The organism is Gordonia sp. NPDC003422, from assembly GCF_053588675.1.
The window spans coordinates 126397-140662 of the sequence record NZ_JBSFQL010000014.1; the positions used below are offsets into that span (position 1 = coordinate 126397).

Here is a 14266-nt window from a genome sequence, read left to right on the forward strand (position 1 = left end):
GCGGACGTCACTACACTGGTCGCGTGGCAGGCCGAATCCCCGATCGCGACATCACGGCAATCCGTGAGCAGACGCGCATCGAGGACATCGTCGGCGAGTACGTGGCACTTCGCCGCGCCGGCGCCGACAGCCTCAAGGGTCTGTGCCCCTTCCACGACGAGAAGACACCGTCGTTTCACGTCCGCCCCAATCACGGACACTTCCACTGCTTCGGCTGCGGAGAGGGCGGCGACGTCTACAGCTTCCTGCAGAAGCAGGAACACGTCAGCTTCGTCGAGGCCGTCGAACAGCTCGCCGACCGGATCGGCTACCAGATCAACTACGAGGGTGGCGGGACCGCGATCAAACGCGACCGTGGAACCCGGGCACGGCTGGTCGCCGCCAACGCTGCCGCGCACAAGTTCTACGTGGCCGCACTGCAGACGCCGGAGGCGCAGAAGGCGCGCGACTATCTCACCGAACGCAACTTCGACGCGGCAGCGGCTGCGCAGTTCGGCTGTGGATACGCCCCCGACGGGTGGGACTCGATGTCCAAAGCTCTTCTGTCACAAGGCTTCGAGTTCGACGAACTGAAGGCCGCCGGGCTCTCGACCGAGGGGCGGAAGGGACCGATCGACCGCTTCCGGCGTCGGCTGCTGTGGCCCATCCGCAACCTCGGTGGCGACATCATCGGTTTCGGTGCCCGCAAGTTGTTCGACGACGACAACATGGGCAAGTACATGAACACGCCGGAAACAATGTTGTACAAGAAGTCTCAGGTGCTCTTCGGCCTCGACCACGCCAAAAAGAACATCGCCAAGGGTCACCAGGTGGTGGTGGTCGAGGGCTACACCGATGTGATGGCAATGCATCTCGCGGGCGTCACCACCGCCGTCGCATCGTGCGGCACCGCGTTCGGCGAAGACCACCTGGCGCTGATTCGCCGTCTGATGATGGACGATTCGTACTTCCGCGGCGAGGTCATCTACACCTTCGACGGTGACGGCGCCGGAAAAGCGGCGGCGCTCAAGGCTTTCGAAGGTGAGCAGAGTATCTCCGGGCAGACGTTCGTGGCGATCGCGCCCGACGGCATGGACCCGTGTGAGCTGCGCCAGGACAAGGGCGACGCCGCGGTCCGCGATCTCATCGCGCGTCGGGTCCCGATGTTCGAATTCGCGATCCGCACGCTTCTCGGTGGCCATGATCTCGACACCGCTGAAGGCCGGGTGCATGCGTTGCGCGAGACCGTGCCCGTGGTGGCGCGGATCAAAGACATCGCCCTGCGGGACGAGTACGCGCGTCAGCTCGCCGGCTGGGTCGGCTGGGAGGACGTCGGACAGGTGCTCGGTCGGGTCCGTGAAGAGGGCGCAAAGGTCATGCGCGCGAACACCTCCCGGGACAGCGGAACAACCGGATCAGGTCGGGCGGTGCGCAAGGGTCGGCCCGAGGCGGCGACCCGGCCGGCACCCGCCCGTCCGCGCGCCAACGACCCGACGCTCTGGCCGCAGCGGGAGGCGCTGAAGGCGGCCCTGCAGTATCCAGCGATCGCCGGGACCGTCTTCGATTCGCTTCCGTCGGAGTGTTTCACCGATCCCTCCTACGGCGCGATCCGCGAGTCCATGGCCAACGTCGGTGGGACGTCGTCGGGGTTGGGCGGCGCGGAATGGGTCGACGTGGTGCGGTCTGCCGTCGACGATCCGATCGATCCGCTGGTCACCGAACTCGCCGTCGAGAGCATGCCGGTCGACGAACTCAACATCGCCCGCTACATCAGTTCCGTGCTGGCGCGGTTGCAGGAGGTGTGGGTCGGCGCCCAGATCGCCGACATCAAGTCCCGTCTGCGCCGCATGGCACCCGGGGAAGATCCCGACGGGTACCACGCGGTGTTCGGCGACCTCGTCGCGCTGGAAGCCTACCGGCGAAGTCTGCTGGAACAGGCCGTCGACCCCATCGCCTGACGCCGGTCACCGCTGCGACGTCGGCGGGGGAGCGACCACCGACATCGTCCGTGTGCGGCCAGCGCCCGCGACGAGTGGTGCCGAATTGGAGAACGCGAGTGCTACAGCACTCGCGTCCTCCGATTCAACTCTAGTTCTCGCAGCTCGACGCGGGATGTGGCCAGAACAGTGCCCAGGCCGCGCCCGACCTGGCCGGCGATGTCCTCGGGCCACACCCTGTGCCGACTCGGCTCAACGGTGTTCTGCAGCACACAGGTTCTCCAACGGGACACTGAGTGTCCGAGGCGCTTCCTCGGCAGGTTGCTTTTCCCAGTTCAGCGGGGTCGGTCACCCAACCCTTCGGATCAGGCGGCCGACCGCGACCCCGGGCGCAATTCCTCCGGATACAGCGGGCGGTGCGGATCCTCGGCGTTGTAGCGGCATCCGCCGGTGTAGGTGTGCGCGCCGTCGCACCGGTCGGGCGTCGGGCGTGGACGACCCCAGATGTAATGCGTCAAGTGCTCGCCTCCCCGTGAGCATGTATGAGTCATGCTCAGTATGGGGCGGCACCTGTCCGAATGGTCAGGTCGAGAGGCGAGATGTCACGCAACGTTTGCAATTGTTGGCGGCATCACACCAGGTGGGACGGGTGCCGGGAGGTTTCGATCACCCGCGCCGAATGTAGGCCTGCTATTCGCAGGCGATGCCGTCGCCGTCACGGTCGAGTCCGGGGCGGTATCCGTCGTCGCCCTTCTTCAAGGGCGCGACTCCGGCATCCCGTGCGGCCTGACAGTTCTTGTAGTAGGCGACCGGTGTCGGGGCGGCATCAGCGGTGGGTGCTGCCAAACCGCCGGCGATCACCGCGCCGGCCAGAATCCCGCCGGCTGCAATACATTTCGTCAACTTCATCGTTGTTCCTCGGTTCTTCGTCGTGCGGTGGCGGCAGTCTAGCGTGCCGAGCCTGTGCCGTATTCGGCGAACGGACGCGATGTCATCTGAACAGACGAGGGCTCAGGTGAAGCACGTCGAGAGCACTCGACGCATCGCGTCCTTCTCGGCGGCGGTCACCCAGAGGCCGTAGGTGTATTTGACAGTCACCTGATCGGAGACGTAGGTGCACCGGAACGCCTTGTTGGGTGGGAGCCACGTCGCGGTGTCACCATCGCCCTTGCGCTGGTTGGCCGCGCCGGAGACCGCCCGGAGATTGCGCGGATCGTTGGCGAAGTCGCGCCGTTTGTCGGGCGTCCACTGCTGAGCGCCCTTCTGCCAGGCGTCTGACAACGCGACCACGTGATCGATTTGCACACGCGCGGATTGCGGTCCACGAACAAACGCGATCGTCGTACCGGTGTAGGGGTCGACGAGAGTGCCGGAGAGCACCACGCAGTCTCGAGTCCCGGGCTTGAGGCGGACGTCGCGCAGGTCTCGTCGAAGAATGTCGTTGCGGGTGTCGCAGCCGTTGTGGCCCTCGGCCACCGAGACGTCGTCGGACCATGCCTGGCCGAACTTCCTTCGCGCATAGCCGGTTTTCGGCGCGCGTCCCTTGACGACCAGCGCGTCGAGCCGGCGAAGTACCGGCGAGGTCGGCGGGATACTGGGCGAACTACCGGGCGGCGACATCGTCGGGGGTGCGACGGACGGGGGTGTCGCCGACGGGGATACCGATAACGACGACGGCGCTGTGACGGGGGTTGCCGTTGCGCATCCCGGCGTCGCCGCCAGCGCGACGATCAGCGCAATGGTGGCTGCGCCCCGAACGTCCATGACCTCACACTCACATACCGCTCCGGTGAGTGGTTCGCCGCCCCCGGCACAAACTTGTGTAGATATATGCGTAGGTATGCAGATAGTCTGATAGTGCTTGTCGACTGAAACTGCGGGGGAGGGCTTGTGGCATCGATCTTCGCAATGCGCGACTACCGGCATCTCTTCGGTGCCCAGATCGTGGCGCTGTTCGGGACCGGACTGACGACCGTTGCGCTCGGCTTGCTCGCCTTCGAGTTGGCCGGGCCTCGCGCCGCGGCAGTACTCGGGACGGCACTGGCGCTGAAGATGGTCACCTACGTTGTCGTGGCGCCGGTCGCCGCCGCGTTCGCCGATCGGCTTCCGCGACGGTTCATGTTGGTGGGGCTGGACGTCGTTCGCGCGGCGGTGGTGATCGTGCTGCCGTTCGTCGAGCACGTCTGGCAGGTCTACGTGCTGATCGTGATCCTGCAGTCGGCGTCGGCCGCGTTCACCCCGGCGTTCCAGGCGGTGTTGCCGGATCTGCTGCCCGACCGGGAGCAGTACACGCGCGCGCTGTCGTACTCGCAGCTCGCCGCCACGATGGAGACGTTGCTGTCGCCGCTGTGTGCCGCGGTGGTGATGGCGCTGGTGAGCTTCCACTGGCTGTTCGTCGCCACGTCGGTGGGTTTCATGTGTTCGGCGGCGCTCGTCATGACCAGCCGCATTCCCGGCGCCACGGCGCCGGAAGGCGATGCCCACGTATTCGACAAGACCGTCGCGGGCCTGCGTATCCTCGCCGCCACGCCCCGCCTGCGGGGGCTGTTGGGAATGGACCTGGTTGTCGCGGCGGTCGGTTCTGTCGTCATCGTCAACACCGTCAACTATGTCCGCGGGACTCTCGGCCGATCCGACACGGACGTGGCGGTGTTGTTGGCGTGCAACGGCTTCGGTGTGATGCTCGCGGCGCTGCCGGTCCCGGCGCTACTCCGGCGCGTACACGAGCGGCGCGTGATGCTGTTCGGTTGTGTGGTGCTTGTCTGCGCTGTCATCACTGCAGTCGTGCTGTCGTGGGCCGCGTCGGCCGCGTGGTGTTGGACGGCGGCCGCGGCGATCTGGGCGGTCATCGGCGTCGGGACCGGACTGGTACTGACCCCAACCGGCCGGGTGCTGGCGCGTTCGAGTTCATCGACCGACCGCCCAGCCGTGTTCGCGGCGCATTTCTCGCTGTCGCACGCGTGCTGGCTGATCGTCTACCCGGTCGCCGGTTGGGGTGCCACGATGCTGGGCTACACGCCGACGTGGATGCTTCTTACCGCGCTGGCCGCCGCAGGTGCCTGGGTGGCCCGACGTTCGTGGCCGCGACGGGATCCAGAGGTCCTCGACCACGTGCATGTCGGGCCGGGCGTCGGCGAGCACGTTACCCACGCCGTGCCACTCGGCGATGGTCGGTGGCGGCACGCTCATCCGTTTGTCATCGATCGGGAGCACGACCGTTGGCCCGATCTCGCGCGCTCGACATGAATACGATCAGGTCATGAGCCCCGACGACCGACTTGCCGACGGACTTGCCGACGATCAGGTTGCCCTTGTGGTCGAGGTGTTCCGGATGCTCGCCGACCCCACGCGGGTCCGGCTGCTGTGGGAGCTCACCGCCGGCGAGTTGTCGGTGTCGGAATTGGCTGCGGCAGTGGGAAAGCCGCCGTCGTCGACGTCGCAGCACCTGGCCAAGTTGCGCATGTCGCGGTTGGTCCGGACCCGTCGGGAGGGGACGACGATCTTCTACGGCCTCGAGAACGATCACGTACGCCAACTCGTCGTGGACGCGGTCCGAAATGCCGAACACGCGGGCCCCGGCGTGCCCGCCCATCATCGCGGCGACACGGTGCGAGACATTCGCTGAGTGGGGCGGGCGGGGCTCGAACCCGCGACCAATGGATTATGAGTCCACGGCTCTAACCGACTGAGCTACCGCCCCTCGGACCGCGATTGCGCAGCGCGGTCCGCGGGTGGAGATTACCGCACACCTGCGCGAGGCCATCGTCGCGGTCGCGGTGAAACCGTCGACTGTCGACGGGACGGTAGACTGGCCGAACCGCAAACGACGACACCGGGGGAGATTCCACGATGACCGGGGCGAATGAGCTACCCGAGAGTCTTGTGGATGTTGCCGGTCGCCGGATCCGCGCCGAGATTTTGTCCGGTGCGCTGGCGCCGGGCCAGAAGATCGTCGAGGAGACCTTGTGCGCCGACCTGGGGATCAGCCGGGCGCCGGTTCGGGAGGCGCTGCGGTTGCTGGCGCAGCAGGGGTTGGTGGAGCATCAGCCGCGACGCGGAACTCGCGTGGCGGAGTGGTCGCCGCGAGACATCTTGCAGCTCTTCGAACTTCGTCAGCTGTTCGAGCGGTTTGCGGTCGAGTCTGCGTTGCCGCTCGACGATCCCGAAACTCAACTGGCGCCGGTGCGCGCGGCGATCGACGAGATGCGACGGGCCGCCGATGATCTGGCCAAGGACGACGCGCATCGCAAGTTCCACGCCGCCGTGGTCGGGTTGGCCGGCAACCGGCAGCTCGACATTGCGCTCGAGCCGATTCTGCTGAAGCTCCAGTTGCCGATGGCGGTGAATCTCCGTGCGGAGACCGTCGATCACCATGGACCCGACGACGGGTTGCACCGCCACCAGGCGATTCTCGAAGCGCTGGAGGAGGGCGACGCGGGCACCGTGGTCGCTGCCCTGCGTGACCACGGGCACCTGCACTACCTGGGGCTCGTGTCAGCGAGTGCGGCTGCGTCCGAGGAGCCTGCGCAGAACTAGGGAGGCACGCCCTAACACAATCGACACACAACCGTTCCTCAGGCGCCATGATTCTGTCGACAATCGACGGTATGACCAACTTGTCCGGGCCGACGACGGGTCCGACGATTGCCGAAATCCTCGACAGTCACCTGCAGGGAAGTGGGTCGCCGACGCGGACGGCGCGTGCCGTCGCCGACGCGATCGAGGCCCGCGGAGACGACGGAACGTGGCTGTCGACGGTGCCGCGGGAGGAGTTGCTGGCCGCGGCGGCCGATCTCGAGAACCGTCCCGGCGCACGGGATCTGCCGCTCTACGGGGTGCCGTTCGGAGTCAAGGACTCGATCGACGTCGCGGGTGTGCCGACAACACTCTCGTGCCCCGACTTCGCCTATGTCGCAACGGAAACCGCGCCCTCGGTTCAGAGATTGCTCGACGCCGGGGCCCTGTACGTCGGCAAGACCAACCTCGACCAGTTCGCGACCGGACTCAACGGCACCCGTACGCCGTACACCGTCCCACGCGGGGTATACGGAAACGGCATGATCTCCGGTGGTTCGAGTTCGGGTTCGGCCTTGGCCGTCGCACTCGGAGAGGTGCCGTTTGCGGTGGCCACCGACACCGCCGGTTCGGGACGGGTTCCGGCCGCGCTCAACGGCATCGTCGGCTACAAGCCGTCGCGCGGGCTGATCAGCACGGTCGGCCTGGTGCCGGCGTGTAAGTCGTTGGACTGCATCACGATGATGGCCGGTTGCATCGACGACGTGGACCGGGTGATGTCGGTGATGGCCGGACCCGACGATCGGGATCCGTGGTCACGCGCGGCCGGCGCCAAACACTCCGCGACGTCGATAACCGTGGGTTTGCCGCCGGTCGAGGAGCTGGAGTTCTTCGGCGACGACGCGATGCGCGACGCCCACCTGGCATTCCGCAACAAGTTGGCGCATGTGTCGTTGGCGGCCGGCGGGCACATGGTCGGTGTCGAGGTGGCCGACGTCTCCTTGGCTCCCTTCCTGGCGGCGGGTGAACTGCTCTATTCGGGACCGTGGGTGGCCGAGCGGCTCGTTGTGTTCGGTGATTTCCTTGCCGAGCAACCGGATTCGATCTTCCCCGTGGTTCGCGACATCTTGCGCAGCGGCGAGAAGTACTCGGCCGTGGACGCATTCACGGCGATGCAGCGCCTACAGGAACTGCGCGCCGAGGTCGGACGGTTGTGGCAGCAGATGGACGTTCTCGTCGTCCCGACCATCGGTCGCACGTTCACCGTCGACGAGGTGCTCGCGCAACCGATCGACGCCAACACGATGCTCGGGCACTACACCCACTTCGGCAATCTGCTCGACCTCGTGGGTGTCGCTGTCCCGCAGAGCACCACCGCGGACGGACGCCCCCACAGCGCGATGCTGCTCGGGGCGGCATTGACCGACGATGTGGTGCTCACGCTGGCAGCGGCATTGCTCGACGAGCCACGGGATAGCGGCGTGGACGCCTCGGTCCAGGCAGCGGTCTCGTCCTGATATCGGTACGCAATCTCCCTCGCTTCATCCATCAACGTTTCGGAAGGCCACACCCCCATGCCCACTCCCGTCACCGTTCCGGCGTTGCCGGAACCGCTCGAACTCGACCTGGATCACACCGCCCTGATCATCATCGACATGCAGCGAGACTTCCTGCTGCCCGGTGGATTCGGCGAAACCCTCGGCAACGACGTCGCGCAGTTGCAACGGGTCGTCGAACCGCTCGCCGCACTACTTGCCGCGGCACGCGCAGCCGGGATGCTCGTCATCCACACCCGAGAAGGGCATCTGCCGGATCTCTCCGATTGCCCGCCTGCGAAGTTGAATCGCGGCGCGCCGTCGAAACGCATTGGTGATCCGGGCACATTCGGCCGCATCCTGATCCGTGGCGAGTACGGCCACGACATCGTTGACGAACTCGCCCCCGCCGACGGCGAAGTGGTCATCGACAAGCCGGGGAAGGGGGCATTCTATGCAACCGATCTCGCCAAGGTGCTGGCCGACAACGAGATCACCCAGCTGCTGGTCACCGGTGTCACCACCGAGGTGTGCGTGCACACCACCACACGCGAGGCCAATGATCGTGGTTTCGAGTGCGTCGTCGTATCCGATTGCGTTGGTTCGTATTTCCCCGAGTTTCAGCGCGTCGGGCTGGAGATGATCGCCGCGCAGGGCGGCATCTTCGGCTGGACCGCATCCGGCGCCGACCTCATACCGCTGTTGGCCGCCTCCGTCGACACCACTGTCGAGCCGACCGCTGCCAGCGCCTGAACCTGCAGAAGTCCCGCCAATCTCGCGAGCCAGCGTCGTCCCGCGCCTCACCCCAGAGTTCCGCCGAGAATCCGAAAGGGAATCCCCATGAGCGCCACCACCGAACCTGCTCCACCTGCCGATCCCCCAACTCCGACACCAACTCTCAAGGTCCCGTGGTGGACTCGCGGTGACACGAACGCATTCTTCGGCCTCGGGTTCAACATCCTCGTCAACGTTCTGACACTCACCGGTCTGATGATCGCTGTGGTGGGCGTCAAGGCCGACGACGTGCTCGGGACGGTGCTGCCCGCACTCGGCGTCGCCCTGATCCTCGGCAATCTGTACTACACGTTCCTGGCGCGCCGACTGGCCTCCAAGGAGGGCCGCGACGACGTCACGGCCTTGCCGTACGGGCCGAGTGTGCCGCACATGTTCATCGTCGTGTTCGTCGTCATGCTGCCGGTCTATCTGAACACCAAGGACGCGATGCAGGCGTGGCAAGCGGGCCTCGCCTGGGCGTTCATGATCGGTGTCATCGTGATGATCGGCGCGTTCGTCGGGCCGTACATCCGCAAGATCACGCCGCGCGCTGCGATGCTGGGCACGCTGGCCGGCATCTCGATCACCTTCATCTCGATGCGCCCGGCCGCGCAGATGTGGGAGGCGGCCTGGATCGGCCTGCCGGTGCTCGCGATCATTCTCATCGGCTTCTTCACCGACGTGAAGCTGCCCGGCGGAGTTCCGGTCGGTTTGGCGGCTCTTCTGGTCGGTACGGCGATTGGCTGGATCGGTGGCTTCATGTCGGTGCCGGACCTCACGTCGGCCGTCGAGAACGTCGCGGTAGGCATCCCTGACCAGCGATTTGACCTCCTGTTCTCCGGACTCGGTGACCTCGCGCCGCTGTTGGGCACGGCGATTCCGCTCGGCGTCTACAACTTCACCGAGGCGATGAGCAACGTGGAGAGCGCCGCTGCGGCGGGCGACAACTACAACCTCCGCAGCGTCCTGCTGGCCGACGGCGCGGGCGCGTGCATCGGTGCGGCCTTCGGCTCGCCGTTCCCGCCGGCCGTGTACATCGGGCATCCCGGGTGGAAGGACGCTGGTGGACGGTCGAGCTACTCGCTGGCCAGCGGCATCGCGATCGGCCTGCTGTGCTTCCTGGGTCTCTTCGGCGTGCTCGAGGCGCTGTTGCCGGTACCCGCGATCGTGCCGATCCTGCTGTACATCGGTCTGCTTATCGGTGCCCAGGCATTCCAGGCGGTGCCGCGACTCCACGCGGTGGCCGTGGTCGCCGCGATCATCCCCAACCTCGCGCAGTGGGGATCAGGGTTGATAGACAACGCGCTCGCAGCGGTCGACACGACGGCCGACAAGGTGGGCATGGAGGCGCTGAACAGCGCCGGCGTCGTCTACGACGGCATGCGGACGCTGGGGGAGGGCGCGGTGCTCGTCGGCCTGATCCTGGGTGCGATCGTCACCTTCATTCTCGACAAGAAGTTCCACTTCGCGGCCATCGCCGCCCTGGTGGGTGCCGCGTTGTCGTTCATCGGCCTGATCCACGCTCCGGAAGTGGCCTGGGCGGCGAGCCCCGAGGTCGCGCTGGGGTACCTCATGTTCGCAGTGATCTGCATCGCCTACTGGTTCCTACCGGGGGCACGCACACCAGTGACCGTCGACGAAGCAGACGTCGTGGCCGGTCACTGAGTCGCCGGTCACTGACCACGAACGCGCCTGCCCCGGACTGACGTAGCGTCCGGGGCAGGCGTTTTGTTCTCCGGGGAGTCCATGCGCTAAAGTCAGCGTTCGGTTCACCTGCTGAATCGTCACCGACAAGGTGGGCGAGCCGAGAGCAATCCCCCATAGCTCAATTGGCAGAGCATTCGACTGTTAATCGAACGGTTACTGGTTCGAGTCCAGTTGGGGGAGCAAGTAAACCGCCTGTTCACAGGCGGTTTTTTGCTTTCCAGTGCACATCGTGTGCCAGATACGTGCCAGATTCCGGGTGAAGAACGGCCCCGGTCGGTGTTCGCAGCACCGTTCCAGGGCCTCGACACACCGGAGGTTCGTTCCGATGCATCGTCATCACACCCTATCCGCCGTCGCGGGAGCCGTCGTGTTCCTGCTCGGCGCGTACTTCATCCCGATCGGCGTCATGTCCCTCTGCATCGAGCTTGGATGGCACGCATGAGCACCGTCATCGATTCGACGTTCCACGCCTGCTGCAACGCGATCGGCGCCCAGCACGCTGACGGTTGCCAAGCAGCCGACCGCCGCGCACGACTCATCTCAGAAACCCGCCACCTCATTCAGCAGGTCGACACCCGCGCACTCAACACCGACGAACTACACGACTTCGTGCTCTTGTTGCGGTGCTTCCTCCCTCAACCCGCCGGATCGATAGTGGTTCAGCGATGAGCGCCACCGACAGTCAGCTCACCGCGTGGTGGAACCTGCACGACGCCGCCCGCGAGGTAGGTGTCGACGTCGACCACCTCCGGGCCGCGTTGCACGACCTCGAGGACCAGCTCGACAACGGTGCGGTCGGGGACTCGACGCGCGTCGCCGAGCTGGCTACAACAGTCCGGCAAGGCGTCGTCGCCGTGTGCCGCAAAGGCACGGACGAGGCATCGACCTTGACCGTGGCGCAACTGTTCCGCGCTGCGGACGCGCTCGGGATGCGCGCTGCTGGACTGCTCGGGGTCACCGAATGAGCGGCACCGATCGCAGTGTGCTCCTCGAGCGTCTAGCCCAGTTGTTCGACGCATTCGAGTGCACCTCCATGACGACGAGCCAGCTCCAGATGCTCACTGTCGTCATGGAGGCGATCACGCGGACACCCGCGCGGCCCGCTGACCGTGACATGTGGTTGAGCGAGTGCACCGACGCTTGCCGGTCGCTCCAGCCGTCAACGCTCGACACCGATGCCTTGATCGTGGTCGCGCACATTCTGCGCGCCGTTCGTGGCAGCGCCGCACCTCACCGACCCGTACTCACGCTGGTCTGAGACCTGCACGGTCGTAACGACCATGCAGCCCTGACGGTCGCAGGGGACTTACAACCTGTCAGTCCCCTGCGCGGGTTCGACTCCCGCATGGGCTCGACGCGCACAACCGACTTCCGACCGTGCGCCCGTCGTTCTCGCAGAGCCCGACGCAAACCAGCCTGCTCGACGTAGCCCAGTCCCTCGACGTCGACGAGGGCCACCGATCCCGACCTCGCGAATCGAGACCAGGTGCCATGATCGATCACACCTGCCCATCGGGCACGGTGCTAGAAGTCGTGGGCCAACGCGGTCCGGTGCCGGGGTCCGTGGGTCGACCGGGATGGGGTCAACGACACCGGCACCCGTAGGGTTCCGACTCAGAATGGAATGTGAGCTGTGATCCTGAATTACGACGATGCGCTCGCGGCCATCAGCGCCGGCGAGACCAGCTGGGAAACGTTGACACGCAACGTAGGTCGCAACGATCTGCCTGCCATCCTCACTGAGGTCGCGTGGTCGATGACTGAGGACCAACTCGCGGTCGCACTGCGTGAAGCGTGGGTCGGCGCAGAACGTCCCGAGGACTACCTCGACCGCGACGAGTGGATCGGCATGTTCGAGTCAGTCGGCTACCGACACAACCTTGACCGTGTGCGGCCACCCGCCGAAGTTGTGCTCTACCGCGGCGGGATCGACCCGAACCGCATGGCCTGGACTGCGGACCGGGCACAGGCAGAGTGGTTCCGAGACCGCTATCCAGGTGGGCGCTTGTGGACAGCAACCGTGCGCGGCGGTGATCTACTGGCCTACTACGACGGGGTTCGCACCGGAGACGGTACCGGCAGCGGCGAGACCGAGTACGTCGTCAATCCCGACGACATCGCACCCGTACCGGCCTAACCGTTCGGCCCTCCGATCCGATCACGTCAGGGCATGATTCTCGGCATGGCATCTGAGAAGCAAGCGCAGTTCTGGGCCAACCGTCATCGCGAGTTGTTCGCGGTGAAGATGTTCGCCGCTGGACGCGACGAAGACCTCCCAGACTACGACTCGAGATCAGCAGGGAGATCGACGACCTGGAAGTCGCGATCACCAAAGTTCGTAAGCGGCATCGCATAACCCGATAGATCGGAGCGGATGGCCGGTATCTCGCCACGCCTCGGGAGTGGCCGAACGATCCCCTGTTCAACTTTTGACCTCCAGCCGGTCACCGACCAACACGAACCTCGCCCGGTAGTCGGGACCGTCGAACCTGTACCGCTTGGCCTCCTGGTGCCGTCCAGCCCACGAGAGGACGCGGAACAACTCACCGGCAGACACCGCGACCTGTTCACCAGCCAACAGCGCGCGTTCGCGGTCCTCACCGCCGAGTCGAGCGGCGTCCGGGTGTCGGCGTGCGGCCGCGGCATCCCAACGAGCACGATGATCGCGGCTGTACGCGGCCAGCATCTCCCGCAACTCCGAGCTGCCACCCGTACGGCGCGCGGCATCAGTCGTCGTCGGCGCCGAGTTCGACCACGCCGTCGACCACGGTCGGTTCACGGCCTACCGTCCACGAGGACGGGAACAGTGAGCCGTCAACCACGGTCAGCGGGAACCGCGCACCCGTCCCGATCGACCCATAGCGCACCGTCTTTCGTGGTTTCTCTCGCCGATCAGCCGGCGGTTTCCAGGCGTCGGGATAATCGTCGCTCATCGGGTTGCCTCCTGCTCGTCGATCTCCACCAACACGTTCGTCGGTGACAACCGGAACCAACGCTCACCGTGCATCGAGAACAGCCCGGACAGCTTGCCGTTCACCCGGTACTCAGCACCGGCCAGATACGGTTCGGCGACCACGACCTCGGCCCGTTCCTCGGCGGCGATCACAGCCTCGGCGGCCTGGTCGTGCGGGGGCCAGCGATCCAAGCGGATGCGCTTGTGCGCCACCAGGAGCTCACGGACATAGACACCGGTCCCGTTGGCCTGTCCGCCTGCCCTACGCGCCACGATGACCACGACCCTGCCAGCGCGCGTTCGCAGCCCTGCGGGCCTGCACCGACCGCGGGCCACGCACAGCCGGAGCAACACCCTCGGCCGGCACGTCGAGCGCGAGCCGCGCCAACAAGGTCGCGATCTGCTGACGGCACGCGCGCGCCTCCGACAGCATCGGATGCGACACGGGCTGACCCTGCGACCCCTTCACCACGAGGTTGTCGACCGAGCCGAGAACCTGCTCGATCCGGGCCAGGTCGTCAGCAGTTGCACACGCCTGCCGCAACGTCTCCACCTCCCGAGCATCGAGCACCAGACCGTCGTCGGCGACCTGAGCGGCCAACGATTCCCACAGCGCGCGGCCGGCCTCACGCAATCCGATCGGCACCGGAATCGGCTCTACATCACTCACGGAATCCTCCTGACCTGGGGAGACGGAAAAACGGGGCTTGAGCAGGTCGCACGCTCATGGTGGAAGGCTATGCCCTCCGTGTGCGCTGTGGGGGTCGGGGCGGGCCATGCCCCTGGGGGGGTGGTCATCGGCTGCCGGGGTGGGGTTCGTCGGGTAGGTGGAGGCGTGCGCGGCGTGCTGTGATGCCGGCGCGGCT

Annotated in this window: 18 protein-coding genes and 2 tRNA genes; 12 read left to right on the top strand and 8 right to left on the bottom strand. The window is 66.1% G+C overall.

Annotation, left to right across the window (positions count from 1 at the left end):
* The first annotated feature begins 23 nt into the window (after nt 1–23).
* Complete coding sequence (dnaG, locus tag ACWDTF_RS13820; RefSeq protein ID WP_240862618.1) at nt 24–1937, top strand: DNA primase; 1914 nt, start codon at nt 24–26, stop codon at nt 1935–1937.
* A gap of 344 nt (nt 1938–2281) precedes the next feature.
* On the opposite strand, the gene ACWDTF_RS13825 is transcribed toward dnaG, so the two are convergent.
* From ACWDTF_RS13825 to ACWDTF_RS13835, 3 genes are all read right to left on the bottom strand, one after another.
* Entirely contained in the window at nt 2282–2434 is a 153-nt protein-coding gene (locus tag ACWDTF_RS13825) for a hypothetical protein (protein ID WP_240862620.1), read from the bottom strand.
* A gap of 172 nt (nt 2435–2606) precedes the next feature.
* Entirely contained in the window at nt 2607–2825 is a 219-nt protein-coding gene (locus tag ACWDTF_RS13830) for an excalibur calcium-binding domain-containing protein (protein WP_308221097.1), read from the bottom strand.
* A 102-nt stretch (nt 2826–2927) separates the two neighbouring features.
* Nucleotides 2928–3680, bottom strand: coding sequence for an HNH endonuclease family protein (locus tag ACWDTF_RS13835; RefSeq protein WP_449754499.1), 753 nt, complete (start codon nt 3678–3680; stop codon nt 2928–2930).
* Nucleotides 3681–3806: 126 nt separating this feature from the next.
* Between ACWDTF_RS13835 and ACWDTF_RS13840 the strand changes: the two genes are divergently transcribed.
* Together ACWDTF_RS13840 and ACWDTF_RS13845 are read left to right on the top strand one after the other, a co-directional pair.
* Nucleotides 3807–5162 carry an MFS transporter gene (locus tag ACWDTF_RS13840; protein ID WP_449754500.1) on the top strand — a complete coding sequence of 452 codons (1356 nt, stop codon included), beginning with the start codon at nt 3807–3809 and terminating at the stop codon, nt 5160–5162.
* A gap of 13 nt (nt 5163–5175) precedes the next feature.
* Complete coding sequence (locus ACWDTF_RS13845) at nt 5176–5541, top strand: ArsR/SmtB family transcription factor (RefSeq protein WP_449754501.1); 366 nt, start codon at nt 5176–5178, stop codon at nt 5539–5541.
* A gap of 1 nt (nt 5542) precedes the next feature.
* Here the strand turns inward: ACWDTF_RS13845 and ACWDTF_RS13850 are convergent.
* A tRNA-Ile gene (locus tag ACWDTF_RS13850) sits at nt 5543–5616 on the bottom strand.
* A 149-nt stretch (nt 5617–5765) separates the two neighbouring features.
* Here ACWDTF_RS13850 and ACWDTF_RS13855 point away from each other — a divergent pair.
* The 9 genes from ACWDTF_RS13855 (at nt 5766) to ACWDTF_RS13895 (ending at nt 12584) form a co-directional block, all read left to right on the top strand.
* A complete protein-coding gene (locus tag ACWDTF_RS13855; protein WP_240862626.1) occupies nt 5766–6452 on the top strand; it encodes a GntR family transcriptional regulator in 687 nt (228 codons plus the stop codon).
* Between the two features lie 71 nt (nt 6453–6523).
* Nucleotides 6524–7948: an allophanate hydrolase gene (locus tag ACWDTF_RS13860; protein ID WP_240862628.1), complete on the top strand. Its 1425-nt coding sequence runs from the start codon at nt 6524–6526 to the stop codon at nt 7946–7948.
* A 57-nt stretch (nt 7949–8005) separates the two neighbouring features.
* A complete protein-coding gene (locus ACWDTF_RS13865; RefSeq protein ID WP_240862631.1) occupies nt 8006–8719 on the top strand; it encodes a cysteine hydrolase family protein in 714 nt (237 codons plus the stop codon).
* An 87-nt stretch (nt 8720–8806) separates the two neighbouring features.
* A complete protein-coding gene (locus ACWDTF_RS13870; RefSeq protein ID WP_240862633.1) occupies nt 8807–10405 on the top strand; it encodes a SulP family inorganic anion transporter in 1599 nt (532 codons plus the stop codon).
* Between the two features lie 149 nt (nt 10406–10554).
* Nucleotides 10555–10627, top strand: a tRNA-Asn gene (locus ACWDTF_RS13875).
* A 258-nt stretch (nt 10628–10885) separates the two neighbouring features.
* On the top strand, nt 10886–11116 hold the full coding sequence (locus ACWDTF_RS13880) for a hypothetical protein (RefSeq protein WP_449754502.1): 231 nt from the start codon (nt 10886–10888) through the stop codon (nt 11114–11116).
* Nucleotides 11113–11412: a hypothetical protein gene (locus tag ACWDTF_RS13885; protein WP_449754503.1), complete on the top strand. Its 300-nt coding sequence runs from the start codon at nt 11113–11115 to the stop codon at nt 11410–11412. Before ACWDTF_RS13880 ends, ACWDTF_RS13885 begins: the two co-directional genes overlap by 4 nt.
* Nucleotides 11409–11705 carry a hypothetical protein gene (locus ACWDTF_RS13890; RefSeq protein ID WP_449754504.1) on the top strand — a complete coding sequence of 99 codons (297 nt, stop codon included), beginning with the start codon at nt 11409–11411 and terminating at the stop codon, nt 11703–11705. Before ACWDTF_RS13885 ends, ACWDTF_RS13890 begins: the two co-directional genes overlap by 4 nt.
* A gap of 375 nt (nt 11706–12080) precedes the next feature.
* The gene (locus ACWDTF_RS13895; protein ID WP_449754505.1) at nt 12081–12584 is read left to right on the top strand and encodes a hypothetical protein; all 504 of its coding nucleotides are present in this window, start codon (nt 12081–12083) and stop codon (nt 12582–12584) included.
* A gap of 285 nt (nt 12585–12869) precedes the next feature.
* On the opposite strand, the gene ACWDTF_RS13900 is transcribed toward ACWDTF_RS13895, so the two are convergent.
* From ACWDTF_RS13900 to ACWDTF_RS13915, 4 genes are read right to left on the bottom strand one after another with little or no spacing between them, the layout of a single operon-like run.
* Nucleotides 12870–13226 (bottom strand): hypothetical protein, encoded by a 357-nt coding sequence (locus tag ACWDTF_RS13900; protein ID WP_449754506.1) that lies wholly within the window; start codon nt 13224–13226, stop codon nt 12870–12872.
* Nucleotides 13174–13380 (bottom strand): hypothetical protein, encoded by a 207-nt coding sequence (locus ACWDTF_RS13905; RefSeq protein WP_449754507.1) that lies wholly within the window; start codon nt 13378–13380, stop codon nt 13174–13176. The genes ACWDTF_RS13900 and ACWDTF_RS13905 overlap by 53 nt, the downstream gene beginning before the upstream one ends.
* Nucleotides 13377–13673 (bottom strand): hypothetical protein, encoded by a 297-nt coding sequence (locus ACWDTF_RS13910; RefSeq protein ID WP_449754508.1) that lies wholly within the window; start codon nt 13671–13673, stop codon nt 13377–13379. Before ACWDTF_RS13910 ends, ACWDTF_RS13905 begins: the two co-directional genes overlap by 4 nt.
* Nucleotides 13663–14070, bottom strand: coding sequence for a P27 family phage terminase small subunit (locus ACWDTF_RS13915; protein ID WP_449754509.1), 408 nt, complete (start codon nt 14068–14070; stop codon nt 13663–13665). The genes ACWDTF_RS13910 and ACWDTF_RS13915 overlap by 11 nt, the downstream gene beginning before the upstream one ends.
* Nucleotides 14071–14266: the final 196 nt, after the last annotated feature.

Excerpts from the sequence above, each read along its gene's own strand:
- ACWDTF_RS13885 (WP_449754503.1), top strand. The coding sequence starts at position 11,113 with ATGAGCGCCACCGACAGTCAGCTCACCGCGTGGTGGAACCTGCACGAC.
- ACWDTF_RS13845 (WP_449754501.1), top strand. The coding sequence starts at position 5,176 with ATGAGCCCCGACGACCGACTTGCCGACGGACTTGCCGACGATCAGGTT.
- ACWDTF_RS13890 (WP_449754504.1), top strand. The coding sequence starts at position 11,409 with ATGAGCGGCACCGATCGCAGTGTGCTCCTCGAGCGTCTAGCCCAGTTG.
- ACWDTF_RS13870 (WP_240862633.1), top strand. The coding sequence starts at position 8,807 with ATGAGCGCCACCACCGAACCTGCTCCACCTGCCGATCCCCCAACTCCG.
- ACWDTF_RS13905 (WP_449754507.1), bottom strand. The coding sequence starts at position 13,380 with ATGAGCGACGATTATCCCGACGCCTGGAAACCGCCGGCTGATCGGCGA.
- ACWDTF_RS13860 (WP_240862628.1), top strand. The coding sequence starts at position 6,524 with ATGACCAACTTGTCCGGGCCGACGACGGGTCCGACGATTGCCGAAATC.
- ACWDTF_RS13830 (WP_308221097.1), bottom strand. The coding sequence starts at position 2,825 with ATGAAGTTGACGAAATGTATTGCAGCCGGCGGGATTCTGGCCGGCGCG.
- ACWDTF_RS13865 (WP_240862631.1), top strand. The coding sequence starts at position 8,006 with ATGCCCACTCCCGTCACCGTTCCGGCGTTGCCGGAACCGCTCGAACTC.
- ACWDTF_RS13880 (WP_449754502.1), top strand. The coding sequence starts at position 10,886 with ATGAGCACCGTCATCGATTCGACGTTCCACGCCTGCTGCAACGCGATC.
- ACWDTF_RS13855 (WP_240862626.1), top strand. The coding sequence starts at position 5,766 with ATGACCGGGGCGAATGAGCTACCCGAGAGTCTTGTGGATGTTGCCGGT.
- ACWDTF_RS13835 (WP_449754499.1), bottom strand. The coding sequence starts at position 3,680 with ATGGACGTTCGGGGCGCAGCCACCATTGCGCTGATCGTCGCGCTGGCG.